The sequence below is a fragment of the Sphingomonas sp. YR710 genome, from assembly GCF_900101455.1.
Taxonomy (GTDB): Bacteria; Pseudomonadota; Alphaproteobacteria; order Sphingomonadales; family Sphingomonadaceae; genus Rhizorhabdus.
In genome coordinates this window covers 144,579-169,290 of sequence record NZ_FMZJ01000006.1, presented here as the reverse complement: position 1 = coordinate 169,290, position 24,712 = coordinate 144,579, and the positions used below count along the sequence as shown (strand labels likewise).

Annotated in this window: 26 protein-coding genes; 16 read left to right on the top strand and 10 right to left on the bottom strand. The window is 63.2% G+C overall.

All coding sequences use genetic code 11. The features are described from left to right. Nucleotides 1-396: 396 nt before the first annotated feature. Both BLS13_RS09335 and mazF read left to right on the top strand, forming a co-directional pair. Complete coding sequence (locus tag BLS13_RS09335) at nt 397-639, top strand: AbrB/MazE/SpoVT family DNA-binding domain-containing protein (protein WP_256325787.1); 243 nt, start codon at nt 397-399, stop codon at nt 637-639. Continuing rightward, nucleotides 633-974: an endoribonuclease MazF gene (mazF, locus tag BLS13_RS09330; protein WP_093451579.1), complete on the top strand. Its 342-nt coding sequence runs from the start codon at nt 633-635 to the stop codon at nt 972-974. The genes BLS13_RS09335 and mazF overlap by 7 nt, the downstream gene beginning before the upstream one ends. 45 nt (nt 975-1,019) lie before the next feature. Here the strand turns inward: mazF and BLS13_RS09325 are convergent, their stop codons facing one another. Then, a complete protein-coding gene (locus tag BLS13_RS09325) occupies nt 1,020-1,232 on the bottom strand; it encodes a hypothetical protein (RefSeq protein WP_093451578.1) in 213 nt (70 codons plus the stop codon). A 308-nt stretch (nt 1,233-1,540) separates the two neighbouring features. Next, nucleotides 1,541-2,440, bottom strand: coding sequence for a hydrogen peroxide-inducible genes activator (locus BLS13_RS09320; RefSeq protein WP_093451576.1), 900 nt, complete (start codon nt 2,438-2,440; stop codon nt 1,541-1,543). Between the two features lie 109 nt (nt 2,441-2,549). Here BLS13_RS09320 and BLS13_RS09315 point away from each other — a divergent pair, with 109 nt between their 5' ends. From BLS13_RS09315 to BLS13_RS09300, 4 genes are all read left to right on the top strand, one after another. Further along, entirely contained in the window at nt 2,550-3,095 is a 546-nt protein-coding gene (locus tag BLS13_RS09315) for a peroxiredoxin (protein ID WP_093451575.1), read from the top strand. 125 nt (nt 3,096-3,220) lie between these two features. Then, nucleotides 3,221-3,742: an alkylhydroperoxidase, AhpD family gene (locus BLS13_RS09310; protein ID WP_093451573.1), complete on the top strand. Its 522-nt coding sequence runs from the start codon at nt 3,221-3,223 to the stop codon at nt 3,740-3,742. A gap of 128 nt (nt 3,743-3,870) precedes the next feature. Beyond that, nucleotides 3,871-4,578, top strand: a complete 708-nt coding sequence (gene epsC, locus BLS13_RS09305; RefSeq protein ID WP_093451571.1) for a serine O-acetyltransferase EpsC — start codon at nt 3,871-3,873, stop codon at nt 4,576-4,578. Continuing rightward, nucleotides 4,578-4,916, top strand: coding sequence for a DUF2794 domain-containing protein (locus BLS13_RS09300; RefSeq protein WP_093451570.1), 339 nt, complete (start codon nt 4,578-4,580; stop codon nt 4,914-4,916). Before epsC ends, BLS13_RS09300 begins: the two co-directional genes overlap by 1 nt. Nucleotides 4,917-4,922: 6 nt before the next feature. Here the strand turns inward: BLS13_RS09300 and BLS13_RS09295 are convergent, their stop codons facing one another. Continuing rightward, nucleotides 4,923-6,806 (bottom strand): AI-2E family transporter, encoded by a 1,884-nt coding sequence (locus BLS13_RS09295; RefSeq protein WP_093451568.1) that lies wholly within the window; start codon nt 6,804-6,806, stop codon nt 4,923-4,925. Nucleotides 6,807-7,068: 262 nt separating this feature from the next. On the opposite strand from BLS13_RS09295, the gene BLS13_RS09290 reads away from it, so the two are divergent. From BLS13_RS09290 to BLS13_RS09270, 5 genes are all read left to right on the top strand, one after another. Further along, entirely contained in the window at nt 7,069-7,338 is a 270-nt protein-coding gene (locus tag BLS13_RS09290; RefSeq protein WP_256325786.1) for a TraR/DksA family transcriptional regulator, read from the top strand. A 437-nt stretch (nt 7,339-7,775) separates the two neighbouring features. Next, on the top strand, nt 7,776-8,891 hold the full coding sequence (locus BLS13_RS09285; protein ID WP_093451565.1) for a hypothetical protein: 1,116 nt from the start codon (nt 7,776-7,778) through the stop codon (nt 8,889-8,891). A gap of 88 nt (nt 8,892-8,979) precedes the next feature. Beyond that, nucleotides 8,980-10,473 carry a CYTH and CHAD domain-containing protein gene (locus BLS13_RS09280; protein WP_176943516.1) on the top strand — a complete coding sequence of 498 codons (1,494 nt, stop codon included), beginning with the start codon at nt 8,980-8,982 and terminating at the stop codon, nt 10,471-10,473. Nucleotides 10,474-10,513: 40 nt separating this feature from the next. Continuing rightward, nucleotides 10,514-11,242: a ParA family protein gene (locus BLS13_RS09275; RefSeq protein WP_093451717.1), complete on the top strand. Its 729-nt coding sequence runs from the start codon at nt 10,514-10,516 to the stop codon at nt 11,240-11,242. Between the two features lie 39 nt (nt 11,243-11,281). Further along, nucleotides 11,282-12,301 carry a transporter gene (locus tag BLS13_RS09270; RefSeq protein ID WP_256325785.1) on the top strand — a complete coding sequence of 340 codons (1,020 nt, stop codon included), beginning with the start codon at nt 11,282-11,284 and terminating at the stop codon, nt 12,299-12,301. 192 nt (nt 12,302-12,493) lie between these two features. On the opposite strand, the gene BLS13_RS09265 is transcribed toward BLS13_RS09270, so the two are convergent. Both BLS13_RS09265 and BLS13_RS09260 read right to left on the bottom strand, forming a co-directional pair. Then, nucleotides 12,494-12,883: a nuclear transport factor 2 family protein gene (locus BLS13_RS09265; RefSeq protein ID WP_093451562.1), complete on the bottom strand. Its 390-nt coding sequence runs from the start codon at nt 12,881-12,883 to the stop codon at nt 12,494-12,496. Between the two features lie 88 nt (nt 12,884-12,971). Continuing rightward, nucleotides 12,972-14,243, bottom strand: coding sequence for a methyl-accepting chemotaxis protein (locus BLS13_RS09260; protein ID WP_176943515.1), 1,272 nt, complete (start codon nt 14,241-14,243; stop codon nt 12,972-12,974). 230 nt (nt 14,244-14,473) lie between these two features. On the opposite strand from BLS13_RS09260, the gene BLS13_RS21010 reads away from it, so the two are divergent. Then, complete coding sequence (locus tag BLS13_RS21010) at nt 14,474-15,289, top strand: DUF2332 domain-containing protein (RefSeq protein WP_371128199.1); 816 nt, start codon at nt 14,474-14,476, stop codon at nt 15,287-15,289. 48 nt (nt 15,290-15,337) lie between these two features. Here the strand turns inward: BLS13_RS21010 and ppk2 are convergent, their stop codons facing one another. Further along, nucleotides 15,338-16,258, bottom strand: a complete 921-nt coding sequence (ppk2, locus tag BLS13_RS09250; protein WP_093451557.1) for a polyphosphate kinase 2 — start codon at nt 16,256-16,258, stop codon at nt 15,338-15,340. A gap of 40 nt (nt 16,259-16,298) precedes the next feature. Next, nucleotides 16,299-16,874 (bottom strand): hypothetical protein, encoded by a 576-nt coding sequence (locus BLS13_RS09245; RefSeq protein WP_256325784.1) that lies wholly within the window; start codon nt 16,872-16,874, stop codon nt 16,299-16,301. Between the two features lie 349 nt (nt 16,875-17,223). On the opposite strand from BLS13_RS09245, the gene modB reads away from it, so the two are divergent. Next, nucleotides 17,224-17,889, top strand: a complete 666-nt coding sequence (gene modB, locus BLS13_RS09240; protein ID WP_093451555.1) for a molybdate ABC transporter permease subunit — start codon at nt 17,224-17,226, stop codon at nt 17,887-17,889. Then, a complete protein-coding gene (locus BLS13_RS09235; RefSeq protein ID WP_093451553.1) occupies nt 17,886-18,536 on the top strand; it encodes an ATP-binding cassette domain-containing protein in 651 nt (216 codons plus the stop codon). The genes modB and BLS13_RS09235 overlap by 4 nt, the downstream gene beginning before the upstream one ends. 13 nt (nt 18,537-18,549) lie before the next feature. Here the strand turns inward: BLS13_RS09235 and BLS13_RS09230 are convergent, their stop codons facing one another. Next, nucleotides 18,550-20,727: a bifunctional diguanylate cyclase/phosphodiesterase gene (locus tag BLS13_RS09230; RefSeq protein ID WP_256325783.1), complete on the bottom strand. Its 2,178-nt coding sequence runs from the start codon at nt 20,725-20,727 to the stop codon at nt 18,550-18,552. A gap of 152 nt (nt 20,728-20,879) precedes the next feature. After that, nucleotides 20,880-21,038: a hypothetical protein gene (locus tag BLS13_RS20675; protein WP_176943514.1), complete on the bottom strand. Its 159-nt coding sequence runs from the start codon at nt 21,036-21,038 to the stop codon at nt 20,880-20,882. A gap of 276 nt (nt 21,039-21,314) precedes the next feature. Between BLS13_RS20675 and BLS13_RS09225 the strand changes: the two genes are divergently transcribed. Together BLS13_RS09225 and BLS13_RS09220 are read left to right on the top strand one after the other, a co-directional pair. Then, the gene (locus BLS13_RS09225) at nt 21,315-22,469 is read left to right on the top strand and encodes a L,D-transpeptidase family protein (RefSeq protein WP_093451550.1); all 1,155 of its coding nucleotides are present in this window, start codon (nt 21,315-21,317) and stop codon (nt 22,467-22,469) included. Continuing rightward, entirely contained in the window at nt 22,459-23,757 is a 1,299-nt protein-coding gene (locus BLS13_RS09220; protein WP_256325782.1) for an MgtC/SapB family protein, read from the top strand. The genes BLS13_RS09225 and BLS13_RS09220 overlap by 11 nt, the downstream gene beginning before the upstream one ends. 17 nt (nt 23,758-23,774) lie before the next feature. On the opposite strand, the gene BLS13_RS09215 is transcribed toward BLS13_RS09220, so the two are convergent. Then, nucleotides 23,775-24,677: a LysR family transcriptional regulator gene (locus BLS13_RS09215; protein WP_093451712.1), complete on the bottom strand. Its 903-nt coding sequence runs from the start codon at nt 24,675-24,677 to the stop codon at nt 23,775-23,777. Nucleotides 24,678-24,712 lie beyond the last annotated feature (35 nt).

Below are 24,712 nucleotides of genomic sequence, written 5' to 3'. Positions count from 1 at the left end.
GGTCGACATATTGAGCGCTTTATCCGAATAGCTTGTGGCCTGCTGCTAACAGCGGTTTTCTTCGGGTTTTCGATAGTGTGTCTCACGGAATGGAGGCTGGCGGCTGTGCCACTTGGCATAATTGTTCTAGGACTTGCCGTCTGGTCCGCCAAAATGGTGTGGGATCGTTGGCGCGAAGCGTAACCGCCGCCCTCGTGCCGACAATGACGCAGCGGTCCGGCTATTTTCCACCCTCCGCAGCTGTCAATTGAAGGCGTTTAATGAGCCGCTGTTCCGGTGATGACATACCCATCACGCTGCATCATCGACTGAGCCGTTACGGCACGAACCCCAATTCGCTTTGCGTTGAAGGTTGAGGGGCGTATGTATCGTGAATGTCGATACATGGAGTCGCTCGTGCAGGTTCACGTCAAAAAGTGGGGTAACAGCGCTTCGGTGCGCATACCAGCGTCGGTGATGGCCGCGGCGGCTCTGCGGATCGATCAGGCGGTCGACGTGCGCGAGGAGGGTGGCCGGATTATCATCGAGCCACTCGCGGCACCTAGTTACGACCTTGAGCAGTTGCTCGCCGGCATGGTGCCGGACACCTTTCCCGATCTTGTCGATTTCGGGCCGGAGGTTGGCAACGAAGCATGGTGAGCGCTTATGTTCCCGAAGCCGGAGACATCGTCTGGTTGCAGTTCGATCCACAAGCAGGTCACGAGCAGGCTGGGCACCGTCCCGCGCTGGTGTTGTCGCCTGCTCGCTACAACAAGATCCGGGGCATGATGATCTGCTGTCCGATGACCTCGAAGATCAAGGGCTACCCATTCGAGGTCGTTGTCAGCCAGCAACCGCCGAGCGCTGTACTGTCTGACCAGATCAAGAGTTTGGATTGGCGCGCGCGCCAGGCGTCGTTCAAAGGCAAGGTGTCGGCGCCTGTTCTCGTCGAGACGCAGGCCAAGCTAAAGGCCTTATTGGGATTGGGCGTGTAGCTGCCATCGCCGAGCGCGGCACCCATCACAGCCAACAGCTGTCCTTCACGCCCAGCGGCGGGGCCTCCGGCCTCCGGCAAGGGCATCGGCGGAGGGATCATAGTCCATCTCGGTCGGTTCGGGTTCGGCATTGCGGATGGCTCGGCGGCGCCGGGCAAAAAGGGCGGCGGCGATCGCGACGGTGCCGGGGGCGATGGCCAGCAGCAGGCCGGTGATGGCCTTGTTCTGGCCTTGTGCAATGAAGCCCCGGTTGATCATGGTCTTGCTCTCCGCGCTGCGATTGTCGCCATCTTGCCCACGCTATGTCCCGCGACTGTGACGAAGCGCACGCCATGGGAAAATACCGTGCGGCGAGTCTAACCGCGAGATCATTACGAAGGCGTTATCAGCGCCCGATCTTTCGGGCGGCACGACGAGGAAATGGTTGATCTGGTACGCAAAGCTACTCGTCACCGGGCCGGAAGGGCGATATGCAACCTGCCCACAGCCAGTGAATATACGGTGACAAGTCGCATCCGGTTGCGCCGAACCGGCAGAAAACTGCGCCGATCGCGATTTTTCGGTGACTATTCCGCCGAGCGCAGCGCATCCGCGAGCAGACGGAATTCCTTGTCGCGCGGGCTGCCCCGTCGCCACGCCAGCGCGATCCGGCGTGACGGGTGTTCGGCGTCGAGCGGCCGGGCGATGATATCGGTGTTGTTCAATATGCCCGCGTCGAGCGCCATCTGCGGCAACAGGGTGACGCCGAGGCCATTGTCGACCATCTGCACCAATGTGTGCAGCGAAGTGCCGAGCATGGCCGCTTCAGCGCGCAGCTCGGGCCGGTTGCAGGCGGAAAGGACATGATCCTTCAGGCAATGTCCGTCCTCGAGCAGCAGCAGCCGGCGCTCGTCGATCCCGTCGGCCGCGATTACCGCAGGAGGATCGACGAGGTCATCGCCGGGAAAGGCGACGAACAGCCGGTCGAGAAACAGATCGACCGATTCGATATCGCCGCAGTGATACGGCAAGGCCAGCAGCACGCAGTCGACATGGCCGCGGTGGAGCGAGTCGCAGGCCGCGCTGGTCGTTTCCTCGCGCAGATACAGTTTCAGATCGGGCCATGCGGTGCGTAGTTTCGGCAATATGCGCGGCAGCAGGAAGGGCGCGATCGTCGGAATCACGCCCATGCGCAGATCGCCAGACAGCGGCTTGCCGGCGGCGCGGGCCAGATCGCCAAGCTCCTCTGCCTCGCGCAGCACGCGCTGGGCCTTCTCGGCGATTCGCATGCCCAATGGCGTGAAGCGAACGACACGGCGGGTGCGTTCGACCAATGTGATCCCGATCAATGATTCGAGCTCGCGCAATCCGGCAGACAGGGTCGATTGGGTGACGAAGCAGGCCTCCGCCGCCCGGCCGAAATGCCCATGGTCCTTGAGCGCGACCAGATATTGTAACTGTTTCAGGGTAGGGAGATACGTCGCCATTCATTGCCTCGATCGATCAATCATCGTGGAATAATCAATTTGCGCACTTATATCCACCCTGCCAGAAGGCCGGCACCGATTTCTATAACCACCCCAAAGGAGATTCCTCATGGCGCTTACCGTAGGCGATAAATTCCCGGCTCTGGTCCTGCCCGTTCAGCAGGGCGTGGCCGCGCTTCCCGGCGGCGAGACGATCGATACCGGCAATACCGGTGGCAAGTGGAAGGTCGTCTTCTTCTGGCCGAAGGATTTCACCTTCATCTGCCCAACCGAAATCATCGGCTATGGCGAACTTAAGAAGGACCTTGAGGATCGCGACGCCGTGCTGATCGGCGCATCGACCGACACCGATTTCGTCCATTTCGCCTGGCGTAAGTCCGACGAGCGTCTGGCGGCGTGCGATTTCCCGTGGATTGCGGACAACAAGAAGGAACTGGCGAACGCGCTGGGCATCGTCCATGCGGATGCTGGCGTCGCGCTGCGCGCCACCTTCATCGTCGATCCGCACAACGTGATCCAGCATGTCACCGTGAACGGCCTGAACCAGGGCCGCAATCCGGCCGAAGCGATCCGCGTTCTCGACGCGCTGCAGACCGACGAACTGTGCCCGTGCAACTGGCATGCGGGCGAAGAAGTGCTGAAGCCGGCGGCCTGAGCCACCGCTTCAAGCATATCATCGCGCTGTCTCCCCCCGGTAGCGCGATAGATGCGGGGCGCGGAGGTCCCCCCCTTCGCGCCCCTTTTCTTGTCCACTCGAATTTCAGACCATAGGAGCCGATCATGTCGCTCAAGAGCTTTTCCGATGCGCTGCCCGACTATGCCAAGGACATCAGGCTCAACGTCGGATCGCTGCTGAACGATCAGACGCTTGGCGATCAGCGCAAATATGGTCTGCTGCTCGCCTGCGCCCATGGCACCGGCTACAAGCCGATTGTCGATGCGGCCGAGGCGGAGGCCGAAGGAAAATTGTCGCCGGAGGCCGCGAATGCGGCGCGCGCATCGGCGGCGGTGATGGCGATGAACAATGTCTATTATCGTTTCGTCCATCTCGCCTCGAACAAGGAATATGGGCAGTTGCCGGCAAAGCTGCGCATGAACGTGATTGGATCGCCTGGCATCGACAAGGTCGATTTCGAACTGTTCAGCCTGGCCGTATCGGCGATGAACGGCTGCGGCATGTGCATCGACAGTCATGAAAAGGTCTTGCGCCAACACGGTGTTGCCACCGAAATCATCCAGACTGCGGCGCGGGTCGCCGCCGTTATCAAGGCCGCCGCGACGGTGCATGCAACGGCGGTGTGAAGCCCGATCTACCCGGCCGTTCCGTACCGAAACATGTGCAATGACGGTCGGGAAAGGCGGACATCTTTAAACCGGCGGCTTTCCCATCTATATGATGGTCTCGGCACTGTGCTTTCGAAGGTCTCCCGATGCTGGACGGATTGATCGCTTATCTCGATTCGATCAAGGCGCGCGATCCGGCGCCGCGGTCGCGCTGGGAGATTCTGCTCTATCCCGGCGTGCTGGCGCTTGGCCTGCATCGGATCGCGCATTGGCTGTTTCAGGCCGAACTCTATTTCTGCGCGCGCTTCGTCAATCATCTGTCGCGGGCGCTGACCGCGATCGATATCCATCCTGGCGCGCAGATCGGGCGTAACTTCTTCATCGATCATGGCTTCGTCGTGATCGGCGAGACCGCGGTCATCGGCGATGACGTGACGATCTATCAGGGGGCGACCCTGGGTGGCACCAACCCGACCAACGGCCATGGCGGCAAGCGCCACCCGACAATCGGCGATGGCGCCATCATCAGCCTGGGCGCTGCCGTGCTCGGCCCGATCACCGTCGGCGCGCGCGCGCGCGTTGGCGCCAACGCCGTTGTGACCAAGGATGTCGCCGAAGGCCAGGTGGTGGTCGGGATTCCGGCCAAGCCGATGCTCGTCGATGCGCGCGAATATCAGCGCGGCTTCGTGCCTTATGGTACCCAATGCAGCGAGCGGTTCGATCCTCAGACGCAGCAGCTCGAAATATTGAAATGCGAACTCGAATCGATGCGGGGCCGTCTTGCCAGCCTGATTGAGGAGCGAGACGCCGAGAAGGCGAAAGTGCGGGCAGCAGGGGAGCGTGACTGCGCCTGATGGGCGTCGTTACCCATTTCCCGGGCGCGCGGCCGCTTCAGATCGGTTTCGATCGCCCGGAATTGTCCCGCATTCTCGATCTCTATGGTCGCATGGTGGCTGCAGGGCTGTGGCGCGACTATGCGATCGATCTTGGCCGGGATGCAGCCTGCTTTGCGGCGTTTCGCCGGACCGCCGAGCGCCCCGAATATCGGATCGAGAAAAGGCCGGCGCTGCGGCTCAAGCAAGGCATGTGGGCGCTGATCGGCGAGAACGGTATCGTGTTGAAGCGCGGGCACGATCTGGGCCCGGTGCTGGCGCCGGTCGAGCGGCGGCTGATGAAGCTCGTCGACGAATAAGATCGTTCAGGCCGACGCAGTTTCGGACGCAGCATTGGCCTGAATGTGAGCAATGGCTTGGCACATCTCGCTTAATGTCCCGGGAAGATAATGTCCGGTTGGAAGCGAGTCCGCCGCACCCTCAATCTCGTCGTCGAGAGTGCGCCGGACGCCCATGATCAGTTTGACCCTGGGCCAGGCCGCCTCGAGTTGCTGCCGGAGAGGCATGAACCGCTGCAGCATGCGTTCGTCGAGCAGCCCTGCGATGCAGAGAACATCGAACCCCGTCAAATCGAGATTGGCCAGATCGGGGCGACGCAGACCATCGCGATCGGCCTCGCGCACGTTGGCGCCGCGCTGTGTGAGCATTTGCACCAGCATCGCCGATATCGCGCGATCGAGCGGTCCGCGTGTCGGGATGCACAGGATGGAAAGCGGAATCGGGTCGGGGTGATGGGGATCTTTGGCCGTCGGCCCCGGCAAGGGACCAAGATCGGTGTCGCCGGCCAGGCTGTCCTTGTGATCGGCAAAGGCCGCAACCACTTCGATGGCGGTATCGCACACCGCGACCATCGCCGATCGGGATACGGCGCCACGATCGAGATCCTTCGCCGCCAGGCGGAGCGCCCCGAGCACCACCTCGTCGAAATAGCGCGTCAGCGAAATTTCTTCGAGCAGATCCTCACCCTGGTCGATCGCCTCCTCGGGATGTCCGGCAGTGGCGCGCTGGTAGAAGGTTTCGGTCGGCGATAAGGCCGGCCGATCGCCGAGCAGGACATCGAAGACGGAAAAGGCCGGCAGGTGGCGGCCCAGCACCACGAGCATCAGCGTGAGCGGCATCGCGAGGATCAGGCCAACCGGCCCCCATAACCATGTCCAGAAGATCGCCGCGACCACGACCGACACAGGCGAGAGCCCGGTCGAACGGCCGTACAAAAACGGTTCGACAACATAGCCGACCAGCGGCTCGACGATGATGAACAGCATGGCGACGCTAATTGTCATCGTCCAGGCGGGATCGATCGCGGTCGACAGCACCAAAGGTACCAGCGCACCGATCAGCGTCCCGACATAGGGCACGAAGCGCAGCAAGCCGGCCAGGATTCCCCACAGACCCGGAGAGGGGACGCCGATCAGGAACAGCCCCCCCCAGATGACGGCACCGAAGGCGCAGTTGACGGCGAATTGCGAAAGAAAATAGCGGCTCAGCCGCTTGCCGCCTTCATCGAGCGCGATTGTGGTGCGATGAAGATCGGCCGCGCCCATCAGCCGGATCAGGCGGTCACGCAGATCCTCTTTCTGCAGCAGAATGAAGACTGTCACGACCAGAACGATCAGCGCGGTTTCGATCGGCCCGAGCACGGGCACGACCACCGCCATGATCTCCTGGATCGCGGTTGGCGGCGGATTGTGGACCTCGACCGGAATTGCAACCGCGCGCGTGCTGGCGCGGGCGCCCTGCAGGCGGGAGCGCTGGGCCCGGCGATGTTCGCTGCCGCCGCTCTCCCGCGTCAGGAAAGCGAAGCGCCGCTCGAGCGAGTCGCGGACGCTGTTGGCCCGTTCCACGATCTTGACCACATAGCCCGGGGCATCATCGGCGATCGTCTGCGCCTGCGACGCGATCACCGTGCCGGTCACCGCGATCGCGCCGAGCGCAAGCGCGACTGCAAACAATACCGATGGCACCCGACCGAACCTGATCCTGCGAAGCCCCGCGACGATCGGGGCCAGCAGGAAGGACAGGAATATCGATAGCGTGATCGGAATCAGCACGCCGCGGGCAAACCATAATCCGGCCACGACGATCGCGGCCGTGGCCCAGTTGGTCAGTCGGCCGGGGGTGGCAGGGATCCCCGCCGCCAGCGGTGCCGGCGCTATTCGTAACCCGAGATCGTCCGGCCGTTGCAGCACATTCTATCTCCGGCGCGGAAAGGGCGTTGCCCGCGCAGCATCCAAATGATTGCGCGCGGCAATCGCTCCGCCGCTCGTATTTGATTCCGCGCAAAGGGTAAATGACACGCCGCGCTTATCAAGGCGTGATGCAGGATGGACAGGGTAAGGGCATGGGCGACGGGTATCGATATACTGACCGCAATCTGCAGTTTGCGGCATGAACAGGTTGGCATCCGATGGCATTGCCCCGGCCCTGGAACGACACCTTGAGGACTTGTTGGTGAGACTCGCCGGGATCGAGGAGGAGCGGCGGATGCCGGTCGATGACGATTCAGGCGAGCGCGCCACCGAGCTTGAAGGTGCGGAGGCGCTGGATGCGGTTGATACGGCCCTCGTGATCGAGATCGCGGATGTCAGGCGCGCGCTGGCGCGGCTGGAGGCGGGCACTTATGGTCTGTGTGTCGGCTGCGGCCAGCCGATCGGGGCCCGGCGGCTGGCGGCATCGCCTACGGCCGCGAAATGCATTGACTGCCAACGCGCCCTGATCTGACGATCGGCCACGATCAATCTGCAGGTTGGAGGCGGAACGACATTTTTGTGCGGCAAAGCGAGGTGTGTTCGCCGAGCGCCAAATATCCTTAAGATCACGCCTGTGGTTATGTATCCATTATGGACCATTTTCCATTGGGGGAACCATCAATTTCGGCTCAGCGTTGTGATCGGGGGCACACCCCGCATGCCGAATCGGCGTATGGCGCCTAAGGAATATGTAAGTTTATATGCTTAATGCTGAATCGTGTCGCTTTTACGACTGGGCGGCGTGAAGGTCGCGGTTGCTCCTTCCGGGAGCGAGTTTCGGGGCGGTGAGGTTGAGGATGAGTAGTGTGAAATTGGCGCGTCAGACGTCCTCAACGTGGCTGGAAGTGCCGAGAATGGCACCTCGCCTTTCCGTGCACCGTCGCTCCACGTCGGGAGGGCACATTTTCGGTGCGTAGTTCAGATCCGAATGCTGCGGAAATTATCGTAAGTAGCTCGGTAAACGATAGCGACCAGATCATTTCGTTCGAAGCCGGTGTCGATCGGCTTCCCGACATTATTTCCGGCGCGAAATTGACGTTCGCGATCGGCGACAGGCCATTTTTGCAGATTCCGGCGCTGCGGCCGGCAGGATTGATCCTTAGGGCCTCGCTATCGATCGAGGAATTGCGGCAACTCGACCGGTTCGATATCACGATCCGCGATGATAGCGGCACCGAGGTGTCAGACGGTCTGGAACATATGTTCACGGGCGCTTTCTTCGACGCGGTCAGCATCGATACGCCGCAGGACTTCTTTGCCAAGGTGCAGCTCAACCATTCCCGCTTTTCGTCCCCGGTCGTCCTGGAGATCGCAGCCCGAGCCGCGTTCGCCCGCTTTGCCGGCAATTATTGCGTAGAGGCCGCGGCGCTGACGATCGTTGCGCACCGGTTTCTGGAACGTCCGGTGGCATCGCTCAAGGGGCAGGATCAGCATATCAACTGGTTGCTCGATCGCAGTGCCGCGCTCCTCGAACGCGGCGAGGCTCGGCTCAACGGTGTCAAGACGCCCGACTGGGAGGTCGCCCGCTGGACGATCTCGCTGGCAACCGTTGCTGGTTATCTTGCGCTCATCGGCGATCGTTATGTTCGCGCGGAAGGTTTCTTTGCGATCCCAGTTCGATATGTGGATCTCGTGCGGCTCGCGCGGGTCAGCGCGCTCAACATCGTTACGGGTTGCTTCGTCCATGGATTGTTGTCGCACATCCAGGGACGGAACGATGCCGCAACGGCGAGTTTTACAACGGGCGTACAGTCCCTTCCGGCGCTTGTGGCCGCACAGGATCTGATGGAAAATGTCTGGGTGATCGGCGATCTGATGAACGTTATGCGGGCGGCCCGCCAATGTTATATCGCTCTGGTCAGACTGAAGTTGATCCCCGCCACCGGGACAGGGGGAGCAGCCTTGATGGACGCGAATACGCAAATATTGGTCTCGGATGTCACCGGCCCACTGCACGCCATTCTGCTCGCGGGACGATCGCCGCTTATGGCACGGGCGGTGGCCGCATCCGGCGGAAATATCTAGACGGACGATCCGCATTGCATCGGCGGATTGCCGGTTCGAGCAATACCGCTCGATTCGTTGCCGCGCGTCACGAGGCGTGATAGCTCCCGTGGCGGCTATTCCTGCGATGACCGGAACGATATTGCCCGATGGTGTCGAAACCGAATTGAAGCTTGCGTTGGATGCCAAGGCCTTGGCGGCTCTGCTCGCCGACGACGCGTTCTTCCCGCCCGATGCAAAGGTGCAGAAGCAGGTTTCCACATATTTCGACACACCGGGCGCCGCCCTGAAAAAGGCCGGGCTGACGCTGCGGGTGCGCCGGATCGGCGAGCGGCGGGTACAGACGCTCAAGGCCGCGTCTGGAAAGGCGGCCAGCCTGTTCGTCCGGACGGAATGGGAACACGAGATTTTGGGCGATGTGCCGGAGGTCGATGGGCTGGTCCGCATGTTCGGCAGTGCGCTGGACGGCACCGACATGGAGAGTTTGCACCCTGTCTTCGCAACGCATGTGAACCGGGTGCGCGCGGAGCACGTGCATGATGGTAGCAGGATCGAACTCGTTGCCGACAAGGGCATGATTCGCGCCGGAAGCCGACGGACGACGATTTGCGAGGTCGAACTCGAACTGCTCGAAGGCGATCGGCGCGCCTTGTTTGCCCTGGCCCGGACGATATCGGCGCGTGTTCCCGTCCGGCTCGGCGTGTCCAGCAAATCCGATCGCGGCCAGGCGCTGCTCGCGGAAGATGCGGAACGGATGTCCAAGGCGGATCCGATCTGGCTGAGCCGGGATATGTCGGCCGCCGATACCTTCGCGGCGATCGTTGCAGCGTGCATCCATCATTACCGGGTAAATGAGGATCTTCTGCTGGCCTCGGCCGATGTGGAGGCCGTCCATCAGTGTCGCGTCGCCTTGCGCCGGCTGCGATCGGCACTATCGATTTTTCAGCACTGCCTCGATCCGGCAAGCGATCATTTCCGGCGCGAGCTCGAGTGGATATCGGGGCAGCTGGGCGCGGTGCGCAATGTCGATGTCATGATCCCCCGCATCGACGGACAGCAGGCGCTCCGTACGTTGCGGCGCGCGCGCAAGCATCGTCAGGCGGCGTTGGTCGCCGCGCTCGATTCGGCCCGCATGCGCAACCTGCTGCTCGATCTCGTCGAATATAGCGTCGAGGGCGAGTGGCGCCGGGGCGAGATCGCGATGGAGCCGGCCGGGGATTTTGCCCGGCAGGCGCTCGACCGGCTGCGGCGACGCATGAAGCGCCGGGGACGGCATTTTCGCAAGATGGCCGAACAGGACCGCCACCGCCTGCGCATCGCCGGCAAGAAGCTGCGTTATGCAGCCGAGTTCTTCACCGCGCTATTTCGTGGGCGGAAGGCCGGTCGACGGCGCGAGGATCTGCTGTCCGCGCTCGAAGAGCTGCAGACCGGGCTCGGCGAGCTCAACGATATGGCGGTGGGCCGGGCGCTGCTCGTCGAACTGGGGATTGCCGATGCCGACACGCTGTTACCGTCGGCATCGTCCCGGCATGTCAAAAAATTGCTCGATCGGGCCGCAGATTGTCACGAAAGCCTAATCGACGCCAAACGCTTCTGGCGATAGACCGTTGATATCCGGGTGCGCCGGGCAGCGGGAGACGAGCGTGGCAACCATTGCGGTGTACAGTATGAAGGGGGGCGTCGGCAAAACCTCGCTGGCGGTCAATCTGGCCTGGGCGGCGGCCGCCCTGTCGAAGCGGCGCACCCTGTTATGGGATCTCGACGGGCAGGCCGCCGCCAGCTTCATCCTGGCCGACGGCCGTAAGGCCGGCGACGAGGCGCGCGCCGTGATCGAAAAGGATCTGGCGCCCGAACGGCTGATCGTGAAGACGCATATTCCGCTGCTCGACCTGCTGCCGGCGGACGCATCGCTGCACCAGCTCGATGCGCTGTTCAGCGAGCTAGACCGCAAGAAGCGCATCCTGCGGCTGACTGAGGGCCTGCAGCGCAGCTATGATCATATCATCCTCGATTGCCCGCCCGGGCTCGGCTCGACCAGCGAGCAGGTGATGCGCGGCGCCGCGTTGATCCTGATGCCGATGATCCCGTCGACCTTGTCGCAGCGCGCCTTCGCCGAGGTGCGTGATCATCTGACCCGGCATCATAAGGGCGGCCCGCCGATCATACCGGTGTTCAGCATGGTCGATCGGCGCCGGCTCGCGCACCGCAAGGCGATGGCGGAGGCGCCCGATTGTCCGGTGATCCCGATGGCCAGCGCCGTCGAGCAGATGGCGGACCGCCATGCCGCCCTTGGCGAATATGCGCCGAAATCGCCGGCAGCGATTGCTGTCGCAACCTTATGGCGGGCTATCGAGGAGCGGCTGGCGCGATAGCGCGATTGTCATGCGACGTGGCTATGAGCCCGGCATCGTTTGGAGGGACGGGCTACGATCGACAGAGCTGATTCATCGGCGGGCGCGGCGCCTCGGTTCACGATCGCCCGCCCCGGCTTGATCTGGGCGCTGGACTTTGGCCAGGAAAGCCCGCGTGCGATCGAGGATTGTGACCAAGGCGAGGGGTTCCGCTGGCTGCACCTCAGCCTGGCGCATCAGGGTACGATCGGCTGGATCGCGCGATCGGAAGAGTTGCCGCCGACCGTCAGGGAATTGCTGCTCGCCACCGACAATCACCAGCGCGCATTGGTCGATGATGGCGTTGTCGGCTGCGTGCTGCACGATTTCGAGCGCGATTTTGAAACGCTGGATGGAACGCGGGTCGGCGCGATGCGGTTTGCGCTGACGCCGACGATGATGATCACGGCGCGGCTCCATCCGATCCAATCGGGAGACATCGTGCGCCAGAAGCTGGAGCGCGGGCAAAGCGGGATGACAGCGGCGACCGCGCTCGACATGTTGGTCGGCACGATCAGCGAGACGCTGGCGGAGGTGGCCCGCGAGATGAGCGGCGCCGTGCAACGGGCCGAGGATGCATTTCTTGACGGCCATCACCCGCCGACTGCGCGCGACCTGATCGGCATCCGGCGGCGGCTCGCGCAGATCCATCGGATGCTGGACGGGATGCGGGCGGTTTTTCGCCGGCTGGAGGATGACGAAGATCTGCCTGCGACGTTGCTGGCGACGGTCGAGAAATTGTCGCAACGGCTGCAGGCGATCGATGCCGACAGCCAGAGCGTGCTCGGCCAGTTGCGGCTGCTGCGCGACGAGATCGATATCCAGGCGGCGCAGCGCACCAACCAGAATCTCTATCTGCTGTCGATCATGACCGCACTGATGCTGCCGGCAACGCTCGTCACCGGGATTTTCGGGATGAACACCGGCGGGCTGCTCTGGACGGCGAGCCCGGCGGGGTCGCTCTGGGCGACGGGGCTCGCGATCGGCACCGCCGGCGCGACCTATGTGCTGCTGCGATGGCTGGGTTTCATGCGGCGATAGGCGTGCTGCCTCTGAGCCATCTTAATCTTGTTACAAAAGAGTGATTCATAAGATATTGATAATATGATATTATCACGAATTTTGCTGCAAAAAATTATTCGCTACCGTCCCTCATCCGCGCCGGGCGGAAGGAGCTCTCGCATATACCCGGTTTGTTCTTCTTTTGATAGCCCCTATCGATCGGGATGGAGATCAGGCGAGGGTCAGGTAGATCTCAGCCTCGATCACCCAGTCCGCGCCGATCATGCGCCATTTGGCGGTGTAGCTGCCGGAGGCCAGTAGCTGGCCGGTGCCGGCGGTGACGCCGTGCCACTGCCCATGTTCGAGCGCGATCGGCTCGACGGGCGAGGTCAGAATGGTTTCGGACGTGCGGGTGTAGATCGTGCGCGCGGGCCCCGCGAATTCGCGTTTCCAGGCGATGAGCTGGGCCTTGCGGCCCGAGATGATCGCGCTGTCCGTGCCGGCGACGAGAATGACATTTGGCGCCAGCAACGGGCCGATGGCGTTGAGATCGGCTTCGGCCAGTGCGCGGTTGAAGGCGGCGCGGCGTAGCCGGATGGCGAGGTCGGGGGAAGCGGGCATGTTCGGGCTCTTCGGTGGACGGGGCGTGAAGGGCATAGCCTATGCGGCGCAGACATGGAGGGGAACAGGGTGGCTGGCAATGCTGGCCTCAGGCGTCTGCTACCGCCGTGATAAAGTCCGAAACATGGTGCTGCAAATCCTGCGCGCGTGCCGACAATGACGTTGCCAGATCGTGCATTTCGCTGGCGCCATCGGCCGCTGCCATGGCGTTCTGGCCGATCTTGCCGGCGCTGCCATGAATGCGATCGGTTGCGCCGGCAGCCTCCTCGATATGCCGGGCGACCGACAGGGTGAAAGCGGATTGGCGTTCGATGGCCTCCATGATCGATGCGGACATGTCTTCGACAGCGGCGACCGCGGCCTCCATGCTCTGATGGCCTCTGCCAACCTGGCTTATCGCCGATCGGATATTGGCAATTCTCAGCGCGATGTCGGCGGCGGCGCTGCGCGTCTGCCCGGCCAGCAGCTTGATTTCGGACGCGACGACCGCGAACCCGCGCCCCGCATCGCCGGCTCGCGCGGCCTCGACCGCCGCGTTGATCGAAAGCATATGCGTTGCGCGGGCAATGCCATCGATCAGCGCAGTTACGCCTTCGATCTCATCGGCGGCTTTGGTGAGCGTCCCTGTCTGCAGGCCTGATTTTGTGACGAGTTCGATGGCATTGTCCGTCGCCGATCTGACCTTGCCGCTCGTCTCGCTGGCCTGTTCCAGCGTGCCGGCCAGGTCGCGGCTGCGCTGGGCGACCTCGCCCATATTGGCCGCGACCTGGCGCGTCGTGTTGACCACGATCGCCGCCTCCCCGCCGTTCAGGGCGGCGCGCTCGGCCATGGCGGCGGCGGTGCCCGATAAATGATCGGCGGCGGTCTTCAGCTCCAGAATCAGGGCGACGGCAACCGCGTTGAAGTCCCTGCTCGCGCTGTCCACGCGTTCGAACCGGGCGGTGCGCCTCAGCACGGCCTGGGTTTCCCGCCGGGCCGCCAGCCGCAGGATGATGCGGTTGGGAATCATACCTTGGAATTGCCCGGCGCTCGTGACGATCAACCCTTCGCACCCTTCGCCTTCGGCGGCGTGTCGCTCGATCAGATCGTTCACCGAGATCCTCCTGTCCACGGCGGGGCAGGGACGGACATGGCGATCGAGACTGGCGCCGAAGCTGGGATTCTTGAGCAGCGCGTGCCCGAACGGATTGAACAATATGGCCCGGATATCGCGCTCGAACACCACGCCGACCGGGCGATTGCCATCATCGAGCACGGGCAGGATGCGAAGATCGGGGCTCTGCTGAAATATCTCGATCGCATCGACCAACTGGGCGTTCCGGTGGATGGTGACATGGCGGGAAATAATCCCGATCTCCAACGGGCGATCACAATCGTTGGCGGATATCGCAGGCGTTCTCACATCGTGAAACATGGACAAAGTCTCCCTCGCCGCGTGCGGTAAGGCGGAGGGGTAAACCGAAGGTAAGAATATCAAGACAGTTCAATGACAAAGCGAAAATATGGCGAAGTGGCGGGGGCGATGCCATTCTAGCCGCGCGGTTCTAAGCTTCCTCCGGTTCCGGCCCGACATAGCGTGCGCGGGGGCGGATCAACTGGCCGCTTTGGTTTTGCTCTATCGCATGCGCGATCCAGCCGGCGCAGCGCGCGTGGATGGTTGCACAGGCCGCGCTGACCGCGCATTCGTCGCTTGTCGTATCGATGCTCGCGCATGAGCCGCAGACGAACGAGGTACGGCGATCGGCTTGTCTGCTCGGGGGTTTCCTGACGATCGCAGAAGAGACCGGGCTTCCGCTGCGCCGCTTCGAACTGGGGGCGAGTGCGGGGCTGAACAGCCAGTGGGACAGGTTCCGCTATCAGATCGGCGACGAGAGTTGGGGGAATGGTAGCAGTCCGGTGGTTCTCCCTTGCCGATGGGAAGGGCCGGCGCCGCGGCTGGATCTCGACGCGGTCGTCGTGGAGCGCCGTGCGTGCGACCGCCGGCCCGTCGATATCCGCCGATCGGCTGACGCGACCCGCCTGCTTTCCTATTGCTGGGCCGAACAAGGCGAGCGGATGGCGCGGTTGCGTGCAGCCATGACGATGGCCCAGATCTCGCCGGTCGCGGTCGACGCCGAGGATGCATCGCGGTGGATCGGACGGGCCGGTCCGAAGGCGGGCGCGGCGACGGTCGTTTTCCATTCTGTCGTCTGGCAATATATGCCGCCCGCCGAGCAGACGGCCGTTCTCACGGCCTTACGGAGTCACGCGGCAAATGCGACCCGCGACGCACCGTTCTACTGGCTCAGGATGGAACTCAACGAGGCCGCCCGGCAATTCAAGCTGAGGCTTACGTCGTGGCAAGGTTGGGCCGACCGGTTGCTGGCCGTCGTTCACCCGCACGGAGAATTCGCATTGTGGCGTTAGGCGAAGGGGCAGTTTCGACGGTTCTGTAAGCGCGCGCTCAAAGTGGCTTCAATATAAATCCGGCACATACATCTCCGCCGGCACCGGATGGCGGATATAATCCTCATGCCGGACGCGATCGGGGAGGGTAACGGGGGCTTTGGGCACGTCCTGATAAGGGATTTGCGCCAGAAGGTGCGCGATGCAGTTGAGCCGGGCCTTCTTCTTGTCGACGGCCTCAACCACCCACCACGGCGCCTCGGCGATATGGGTGCGTTCGAGCATCGTTTCCTTGGCGCGCGTATAATCTTCCCAGCGGCGGCGGGATTCGACGTCCATCGGGCTGAGCTTCCACTGTTTCAGCGGATCATGGATCCGCATGTTGAAACGGAACTGCTGTTCCTCGTCGGTGATCGAGAACCAATATTTGAGCAGGATGATACCCGATCGCACCAGCATGCGTTCGAATTCGGGGACCGAGCGGAAGAATTCCTCGACATCGTCCTCGCCGCAGAAGCCCATCACCCGTTCGACCCCGGCGCGATTATACCAGCTGCGATCGAACAGGACGATTTCGCCGGCGGCCGGCAGGTGCGCGGCGTAGCGCTGGAAATACCATTGGCTGCGCTCGCGCTCATTCGGGGCTGGCAGGGCGGCTACCCGGCAGACGCGCGGATTGAGCCGCTGGGTGATGCGCTTGATCGCGCCGCCCTTGCCGGCGGAATCGCGTCCTTCGAAGATCACGACGACCTTCAATCCCTGATGCTGGACCCAGTCCTGCAGCCGGACGAGTTCGTGCTGGAGACGAAACAGCTCGCGGAAATAGGCGCGGCGATCGATCTGCTCGCGTTCGGGATGTTCACTGAGATCGGCGAACATGGCTTCGAGCCGGTTCTCGTCCATCTCCATCTCCAGCTCCTCATCGAAGCTGTCGGCGAGCTCGCGCTTGATCCGTTCGAGTTCGAAGGCGGAATCGGAAGATGTCTGCATGTGCGCTCCTGATCCAAAACGCTGCTGTGCCGATGCCGGATTACAGTGTCGTGACGGGACGGCTGGCCGCGGCTTGCGGCCAAGGGAAAAGAGGGCGATCGGGGATCGGGGCCCGCCCCGCGGCGGCGCCCCGCAGCGCGGCGATGAAGGCGGCGAGCCAGGCCGCGTCGCCGCCGGCGCGATGCCGCGCAAACGGGCGTTGGTCCGCCCGATTTCGGGCTCTGATGATCTCATCGTCGGTGCTCCCGAGCTCCACGATGATCTGTTCGATATGCGCGATCTGCGTGGGCGGTGCAGTGCGGGCGGCTTTGGCCAGTTCATACAGCCAATATTCGTCTAGCTCGCTGTCGGCCACCACCCGCCGCCCACGCAGCGCCGTCCCGAGCTCGGCCAGGACGGTGGGGGCGGGCAAGCCCTCGCGCCAGAGACGATCGAGCGACAGACCGTGGAGCTGCTGCGCCTCATCGGTCCAGCCCCAGCCGTTCCAGTCAGGATGCGGACGGATCAGCCAGGAACGCGCAGATTGTGCCCCTTCGCAAATGCCCACCTCGATCGGGTAGGACCGGCCGTGGCACGGCAGGCACGACGCTTCGAAATCGATGGCTATGATGTGCATGGAATACCTTGCCCGTTCATTCTGGTCGTCTCCTTCGAGTCTTCCGCCATACGATTTGTCTGACGTGGTTGAGCGACAATAAGGTGTCGGTCTCGCGACGATCGGGCATGCGCGTCGATTTACCGGTGAGGCGAGCGCGGCTGCGGTCCGGGTCGGCGCGATGGTCGATGGCATTTCGACCGATCCAGCTTCCCAAACCATGTGCCGTCGATATACAGCCATATATAGCGCGACCCCAAGCGGGGTGGGATTGGTAGCGTGCCGACGATCGAGGGGCCATGGTAGAACGAATATTGCCGCCGCATCGGGCCGACCCGAGCGTGAATCGCATCGACACGCGTTTCGCCTGATGGAGCTCGTGATCGCGACGACGATCGAGCTGGCTGTCGTTACGACCGTGTTGCTGCTGCTGATCGCGACGCCGCTCGCCTGGTGGCTCGCGCGTTCGAAGCGTTGGTGGCGCGAAATGGTCGGCGCCATATCGGCCCTGCCGCTGGTGCTGCCGCCGACGGTGATCGGCTTTTATGTGTTGATCGCTTTGGGGCCGGACAGCCCGCTAATGGCCCTGCTACATCCATTTGGCGTGCGCACGCTGGCCTTCACCTTCGAAGGGCTGGTGATCGGATCGATCTTCTATTCGCTGCCGTTCGCGGTGCAGCCGCTGCGGACGGCGTTCGAGGCGGTTGGGGACCGTCCGCTCGAGTTGGCGGCGACAATGGGGGCGGGGCCGATGGATCGATTTCTGACGGTGGCGCTCCCGCTGTCGCGGCGGGGGTTCCTTTCCGCCGGGATACTGGTGTTCGCGCACACCGTGGGAGAATTCGGCGTGGTGCTGATGATCGGCGGCGGCATTCCGGGCAAGACCGAGGTGCTCTCGACCCGGATCTACCAGCTCGTCGAGAGCCTGCAGTTCGAAGCGGCGCACAGGATCGCGGCAGGCCTGGTCCTGTTCGGCTTTCTGGCGCTGCTCGCCCTGCTGATGGTCGATCGGCGGATCGGTGCGATGCGGCCATGACGATCACGGTAGCACTGGCCGGCCGCATAAGCCCGGACTTCGCGGTCGACATTGCCTGCGACCTTCCTGCGCAGGGGGTAACGGCAGTGCTGGGGCCTTCCGGTTCGGGCAAGACCAGCCTGCTGCGTGCCTTGGCCGGCCTCGATCATGTTCCCGGCATGGTCCGCTTTGGGGATGAAATCTGGCAGGACGCGACCCGGTTCGTGCCCGCACACAAAAGGCGGATCGGCTATGTGTTCCAGGGGACGGGATTGCTGCCGCATCTGAGCGTGGGCGGCAATCTGGCTTTTGCGACGCGTAGGGCAGCCAGCGGTCGTTCCGGCTTCGATGACATCGTCGATCGCATCGGCATCGCCGGCCTGCTCGATCGGATGCCCGATCGCTTGTCGGGCGGCGAGGCGCAGCGCGCGGCGATCGCACGGGCTCTGGCGAGCCGACCGCGACTGCTGTTGATGGACGAACCCCTGTCCGCGCTCGATACCGACGCCCGAGCGGCGTTGGCGGAGGAGCTTGCAGGCATATTGGGCGCGATCGACGTGCCGGTTTTCTACGTCACCCATGATCTTGGCGAGGCGCGGCGCCTGGCCTCGCGCATGCTCAGGATGCGTGGAGGATCGGTTGAAAAGGTGGAGGAGGTGACGCTTTGAACCGTTCAGGCGATCATGCGTCGCTGCGCTGGAAGAGCTGATCGACTTCAGAACGTTGCAGCGGCCGCGAGAACAGGAAGCCCTGCTGCGAATCGCAGCCGATGCTGGTGAGGAAATGGCTTTGCTCCTCGGCCTCAACACCTTCCGCCGTCGTTCGCAGGCCGCGAGCGCGGGCGAGATCCACGATCGCCCGAATGACGGCACTACCGCCGGTGGTCAAATCGATTGCGTTGACGAAGCTGTGATCGATCTTGATGCGATCGATATCGAAGTCGTTAAGGTGTCGGAACGACGAATAGCCGGTCCCGAAATCGTCGAGCGCGAGCTTGACGCCGATGTCGCGCAGCCGCCCGAGATTGAAGCGGATCTGCTCGGTACTTTCGATGAAACTCGTTTCGGTGATTTCCAGCTCGAGCCGGGTCGCATCGAGATGGGTGCGCTTGAGGATTGGAAACACCCGTTGTGCGAAAGCCGGATTACGGAGCTGCACGGCCGAGACGTTGACCGAAACGGTTATTCCGGGCCAGTTGCCGACGGCGATGCACGCCTGTTCGAGAACCCATTCGCCAAGCTGTTCGATCAGGCCCGACTCTTCCGCGATCGGAATGAAGATGGTCGGGAGCAGCAAGCCATGGCGGGGATGGTTCCATCGAACCAGCGCCTCGATCCCGGCAATCTGCATCGTGGCGGACGCGAAGAATGGCTGGTACCAGACTTCGAGCTGTCCTTCCGCCACGGCAATCCGCAGATCGGTTTCGATGGCGTGGCGCTCGCGCAGCTGATCGTCCATTTTTTCGTCGAACAGGAGATATCGGCGTCGGCCGGCCTGCTTGGCGGCGTGAAGCGCGATATCGGCTTTGCGGAACAGCTCGATGCGTTCGACCGCGTGGTGCGGAGCAATCGCGATACCGATGCTCGCGCTGCTCGATATGGTCCGTCCTTCAATGTCGAAGGGATCATCGATCGCGGCCAGGATGCGGTCTGCCAGTCGCTCGGCGCCCGCGGCTGCATCGGGCCCGACATGGATGATGGCGAATTCGTCGCCACCGATGCGGGCCACAATGTCATCGGCGTCGACGGTGCGGACCAGCATCGTGCCGAAGGCCGCGATCAAGGCGTCGCCGGCGGGATGGCCGAGATTGTCGTTGGTCCGCTTGAAATGATCGAGGTCGAGCAGCAGGAGGGCCAGCGGCTGCTGTTCGCGACGCGTCCGGGCCAGATCGCGCGACAGGCGATCGTCGAACAGCGCGCGATTGGCAAGACCGGTCAACGTATCGTGAAAGGCCAGATGTTGCGCCCTGACATTGGCCGCGAACAATTGCAGCGCGCTCTTGTGGACCTTTCGCAACAACAACCCCACGCCGAGGAGTACCGCCAGCAGGGCGATCGCGAGCGCCGGCGCAATGCGCCACACCAGCAGCGTCCCCGGCTGAAAGGGCGTCCAGATGAAATAACCGACGGCGCGGCCCGCATGTGTGCGCAGGACAATGGCCTGTTGGTGAGAGAAGTCGGGTGCCTTGAGGGAAAAATGGGCATCGGCCACTTCGAAGCGCCGGGCAATCTCGCTGATAAAGGTGCCGTCGAGGTAGCGCACGCTGATATGCAGGAAGATCTGATCCGGCGTCTGGTGGATGCGGCCGGTGTCCGTCACGATCGGCTTGATGCTGATCACAGCCAGATGGCCATGGACATATGCAAGATCGACCGAACCCGGTGACATGGCATGGCGCGGAATATCGGCTTTGGAGGGATGCATGAGTTCGCGCCGCAATTCCTGGATCAGGGGCTTGGCGACGGGTTCGATGCCCTGGTCGTAAGAGCTTAGCTGTGTTCGGATCCCGCCCTGCATGGCATAGACCGGCCGATCGGTGGGATTGAGGATATAGGCCTCGTCATGGCCGTGATAGCTGGTCATCCATGTCCCGAGATTGGCGTCAAGCCAGACCATGTCCAGCACCGGCGCATGGATCTTTTCGACGGCGACGTCCCACACGGTCCCCGCTTCCTGCTGATGCGGGATGTTGACGATATTATAGTCTAGCATCGTCGTGAGAACCTGGCGTTGCCGCTCGATCGCAACCTTGTCGCCCTGGCTTCCGGTAAAGACCATGAAGGCGGTCAGCAGGCCGACCATCGCAACGATGACGACGACGCTGGGCACGATAATTTGCGCGACGAAATTGCGCTCCACGGCATCAGACGCCTGGCGCCTGCGAGGTGTCCTCCTGTTCAGCATGCGCGGCGCCGCTGCCCCGGATAGGGGGGCAGGGCCAGATCAGAGGATGTGCCGTTCACACTTTGCAAGCCTGCCCCCAGTTGCGACATCAATCCGGATCTTGTCTTTCAATGGCCTTCGGCCACCGGACGGATCGTGGCGGTATAGTCGGTCCACCGGTCCCCGATGATATCCTCATCGCTATCGCTTCCCAAGCGCCTGAGCCAGGGCTGGAAAGCCTGCCTGTCGGTCCACTGGCCGAGCGCGCTATCATTTCGGGTGGACATGTTCGCTCGCCCGCTTCGATCGATACCGATACGCGGATAAGTCGCGATCAGTATCGGTCGAGCGTGTCGCGCTGCCTAAGGCATAAGCGAACGGTAGCGCCGGAACGATGGTCCGGCGACAAGACAGGTCTAGCGGTTGCACACGCACACATTGGCGACGAACTGTGCATTGGTAAACAGAAAAAATGTCGTTAACTGCGATACTTGAGCCTGTTGCAGTGCGTCATCGTACAAACACTTATTGTCACGGGGGCGGGTGACGGGGGACCAGATGGCATGAAAAACTGGTTCCTAATCCTCGCCGTCGGATTTCTGGTCGCCGCGGCGGACGGCGAGACGCCGATACCGCATTGGCGCCCCGCGCAAGTCCAACGGTTGATCGACTGGCTCAATGATGCGCGCTTCGATGGCCTTGAGAAGTTGGCCAGCGAAGCGCCGGTGCTGGAGGCCGCGATCGCCACGCATGATTCCGCGACGATCGACACCGCTGCGACGGGCGCTGCGCTGCGCCTGCTGGAGGCGCACAGGATTGGCTGCTGCGGGGCATCGCTACGCACCGGATGGCATATCCAGGAGAATGTCGCCGTGCAGAATCCGATGCCAGCGCTTCGCGCCGCGATCGAGCAGGATCGGATCGACGCCCTGTTCATCGCCGCCCGGCCGGAGCACCCATTCTATCTGGCGCTGCGCCAGGCCTATACGACCGAAACGGACCGGGCGAAGCGGGCGACGCTCGCGGCCAATCTCGATCGCTGGCGCTGGATGCCGCGCAACCTTGGCGCGCGCTATCTGCTGGTCAACACGGCATCCTTCGAGGCGACCTTGTGGGACAACGGCCGCCAGACCGGCCGCTGGCAGGTGATCGTCGGCAAGACCAAATCACCGACGCCAATCTTTGCCGCGCGCGTGACCGGCGTGATCTTCAATCCCTGGTGGGAAATCCCGTCGAGCATCGTCACCGAGAGCGTCGGCGCGCTGATGCGCCGGCATCCCGGCGAGGCGGCGAAGAAGGGCTATGTCACCGACGGCACGCGCTATCGCCAGAAGCCCGGCCCCGACAATGCGCTGGGCCGGATGAAGCTGGTGATGCCCAATCCCTACAACATCTACCTGCACGATACGCCGGCGCAATCGCTGTTCGGCCGCGATGTCCGAGCGTTCAGCCATGGCTGCGTGCGGGTGGGCGACGCGTTGGGGCTGGCCACGGCCTTGCTGGCATCGTTGCCGGGTTGGGACCGCGAGCGGGTCGAGGCCGAGATCGCGACCGGGGAGACCAAGACGATCACGCTGGCCGCTTCGATTCCGGTCTATGTTGCGTATTTCACAGCGGAGTCGGACGGGCAGGGCGGTATTCGCTATCTGCCGGACATCTACAAACGCGACCAGGCGGCGACAGCACCGGGCGGCGACGGGGCGCAATGTGGGCGCTGAGGCGGACGCCATCGCTATCGTGAAGGGGCTTGGCTTCACCGATTTCGCAGCGCCTCTATGGATGCTCGGATTTGCGCTGGCACAGGGGCTGTTGATCGGCCTCGAGCGGGGCTGGACCGCGCGCGAAGATTCTCCCGGCACGCGCGTGGCCGGGCTCAGGACGTTCGGCATCATCGGGTTGTCCGGCGGCGTTGCCGGTCTGCTTCCGGTTTTGACCGGAGCCATGATGATGGCGGCCGTCTCGGCGCTGCTGATCGCGGGCTATATCCGGCAGAGCGCCAACCCCGCCACATTGAGCGCTACCAGCATGGCCGTCGGACTGCTCGTGCTGATGCTGGGCATGATGGCCACGACCGGCCATGGCCAGGCGGCGCTGGGGGCATCGGCGGTGGTGACGTTGATCCTGTCGATGCGCAAGAATTTGCATGGTTGGCTGCGCGGCATGAACGAGCCCGAAATGCGATCGGCGGCGCGGTTCGCGCTGATCAGCCTCGTCATCCTGCCGCTGTTGCCCGACCGCGCGATGGGGCCGTTCGATGCCTGGAATCCGCATCAATTGTGGTTGGTGGTGGTGATCGTCTGTGGCCTGTCCTTCGCCGGTTATGTCGCGGGCCGGCGGGTCGGTGCAGAGCGCGGATTGCTGGCGACGGCGTTGTTCGGCGCGATGGTGTCCTCGACGGCGGTGACGGCCAATTACGCGCGGCGCCTCCGGTCCGGCGACGGCCCGCCCGACATATTGACGGCCGGCATTGCGTTGGCGTCAGCGGTGATGTTCGCCCGCGTGCTGGTGCTGACCGGGCTGCTTGCCCCTTTCGCTTTGCCGATGTTGGCGAAATTGATGGTGCCGGCATTGCTCACCGCGACGGTTCTGGCTTTGATCGCAACCCGCGGCCGGGTGATGCCAAGCGGCATGGGCGCGGTGGAACTGGGCAATCCGCTGGAAATCAAGGCGGCACTCGGCCTGGCATTGCTGGTCGCCGTGCTGGGGGTGATCAGCCACTGGGCGATGCAGGCATTTGGCCATATCGGCGTCGCCGGGCTGCTCGCGCTGACCGGCCTGGCGGACGTGGATGCCGCGATCGTGACGATGGGCAATATCGCGCCTGGTACCCTCGATCCGGATCTGGCCGGTTTCATGCTGGCGCTGCCGGTGCTGCTCAACAGCCTGTTCAAAGCCGCAATAGCTATCGCCTTCGCGCCCGGCCGCCCCGGGCGGCAGGCGGCGCTGCCGATCCTGGCGAGCGTCGCGGTGTCGGCGATCGTGATGGTGGCGTTGTGGCGATATTAGCGCCGCTGCGATGATCGTCAGTCCCAGGCGGGCATTCCGCCGAATGCGTCGGCCAGGAAATCGACCATCAGCCGCACTTTGGCGCCCAGGTGCCGGCGGCTGGGATAGACCGCCAAAATGTCGATATCGGGCAGGCTGTAACCGGGCAGTAGCCGTATCAGCCGGCCGGCCCGCAGATCGTCGCCGATCAGGAAGGTCGGCTGCCAGATGATCGCCTGGCCGGCGAGCGCCGCCTCCCGTGCGGTATCGCCATTGTTGACCTGCATCGCCGCGCGTACGCGGGTGCTGTGCAGCTTGCCGGCATCGTCGGTGAAAGACCATTCCTCGGCCATCGCCGCATAGCTATAGACCACGCAGCGATGGTGCGAGAGGCCGGCGGGAACAGTGGGCGCGCCGTTGCGGGCGATATAATCGGGCGACGCGCAGACGATATTGTGCGAGACCGCCAGCTTGCGCGCGACATGCGTTTGCGATCCGCCGCGCGAGATGCGGATCGCCAGATCGAAACCCTCCTCGACGATATCGACCACACGGTCTCCGAGCACGATATCGAGTTCGATATCGGGCCAGGCGGTCATGAATCTTGGCCATAAGGGCGCGAGGTGGTGGATGCCGAAGCTGACCGGAGCGTTGATCCGCAGCCGTCCGCGCGGCCGCGCGGCGGTGGCGGTCGCCAGCGCTTCGGCTTCGGTGACATCCTCGATGATGGCGCGCGCGCGATCGTAAAGGGCCTCGCCTGCCTCGGTCAGCGAAAAGCGGCGCGACGTACGGTTGAGCAACCGCGTGCCGAGATGCGCCTCGAGTTCCGTGATATAGCGGGTGACGTTGGCCGGCGAGGTATCCAGCGCATCGGCGGCCCGCGCAAAGCCGCCGCGCGCGACGACGGCCGTGAAAACCTCATATGCCCGCAAGCGGTCCATAGCCAATCCTTCAGGAAAGCTGAATGAATAGATCA

Bases quoted from the DNA above. Each gene is read 5' to 3' on its own strand.
- mazF (WP_093451579.1), top strand. From the start codon at position 633: ATGGTGAGCGCTTATGTTCCCGAAGCCGGAGACATCGTCTGGTTGCAG.
- BLS13_RS09325 (WP_093451578.1), bottom strand. From the start codon at position 1,232: ATGATCAACCGGGGCTTCATTGCACAAGGCCAGAACAAGGCCATCACC.
- BLS13_RS09320 (WP_093451576.1), bottom strand. From the start codon at position 2,440: ATGGCGACGTATCTCCCTACCCTGAAACAGTTACAATATCTGGTCGCG.
- BLS13_RS09315 (WP_093451575.1), top strand. From the start codon at position 2,550: ATGGCGCTTACCGTAGGCGATAAATTCCCGGCTCTGGTCCTGCCCGTT.
- BLS13_RS09310 (WP_093451573.1), top strand. From the start codon at position 3,221: ATGTCGCTCAAGAGCTTTTCCGATGCGCTGCCCGACTATGCCAAGGAC.
- epsC (WP_093451571.1), top strand. From the start codon at position 3,871: ATGCTGGACGGATTGATCGCTTATCTCGATTCGATCAAGGCGCGCGAT.
- BLS13_RS09300 (WP_093451570.1), top strand. From the start codon at position 4,578: ATGGGCGTCGTTACCCATTTCCCGGGCGCGCGGCCGCTTCAGATCGGT.
- BLS13_RS09265 (WP_093451562.1), bottom strand. From the start codon at position 12,883: ATGCCCGCTTCCCCCGACCTCGCCATCCGGCTACGCCGCGCCGCCTTC.
- ppk2 (WP_093451557.1), bottom strand. From the start codon at position 16,258: ATGCAGACATCTTCCGATTCCGCCTTCGAACTCGAACGGATCAAGCGC.
- BLS13_RS09245 (WP_256325784.1), bottom strand. From the start codon at position 16,874: ATGCACATCATAGCCATCGATTTCGAAGCGTCGTGCCTGCCGTGCCAC.
- modB (WP_093451555.1), top strand. From the start codon at position 17,224: ATGGAGCTCGTGATCGCGACGACGATCGAGCTGGCTGTCGTTACGACC.
- BLS13_RS09235 (WP_093451553.1), top strand. From the start codon at position 17,886: ATGACGATCACGGTAGCACTGGCCGGCCGCATAAGCCCGGACTTCGCG.
- BLS13_RS20675 (WP_176943514.1), bottom strand. From the start codon at position 21,038: ATGTCCACCCGAAATGATAGCGCGCTCGGCCAGTGGACCGACAGGCAG.
- BLS13_RS09225 (WP_093451550.1), top strand. From the start codon at position 21,315: ATGAAAAACTGGTTCCTAATCCTCGCCGTCGGATTTCTGGTCGCCGCG.
- BLS13_RS09215 (WP_093451712.1), bottom strand. From the start codon at position 24,677: ATGGACCGCTTGCGGGCATATGAGGTTTTCACGGCCGTCGTCGCGCGC.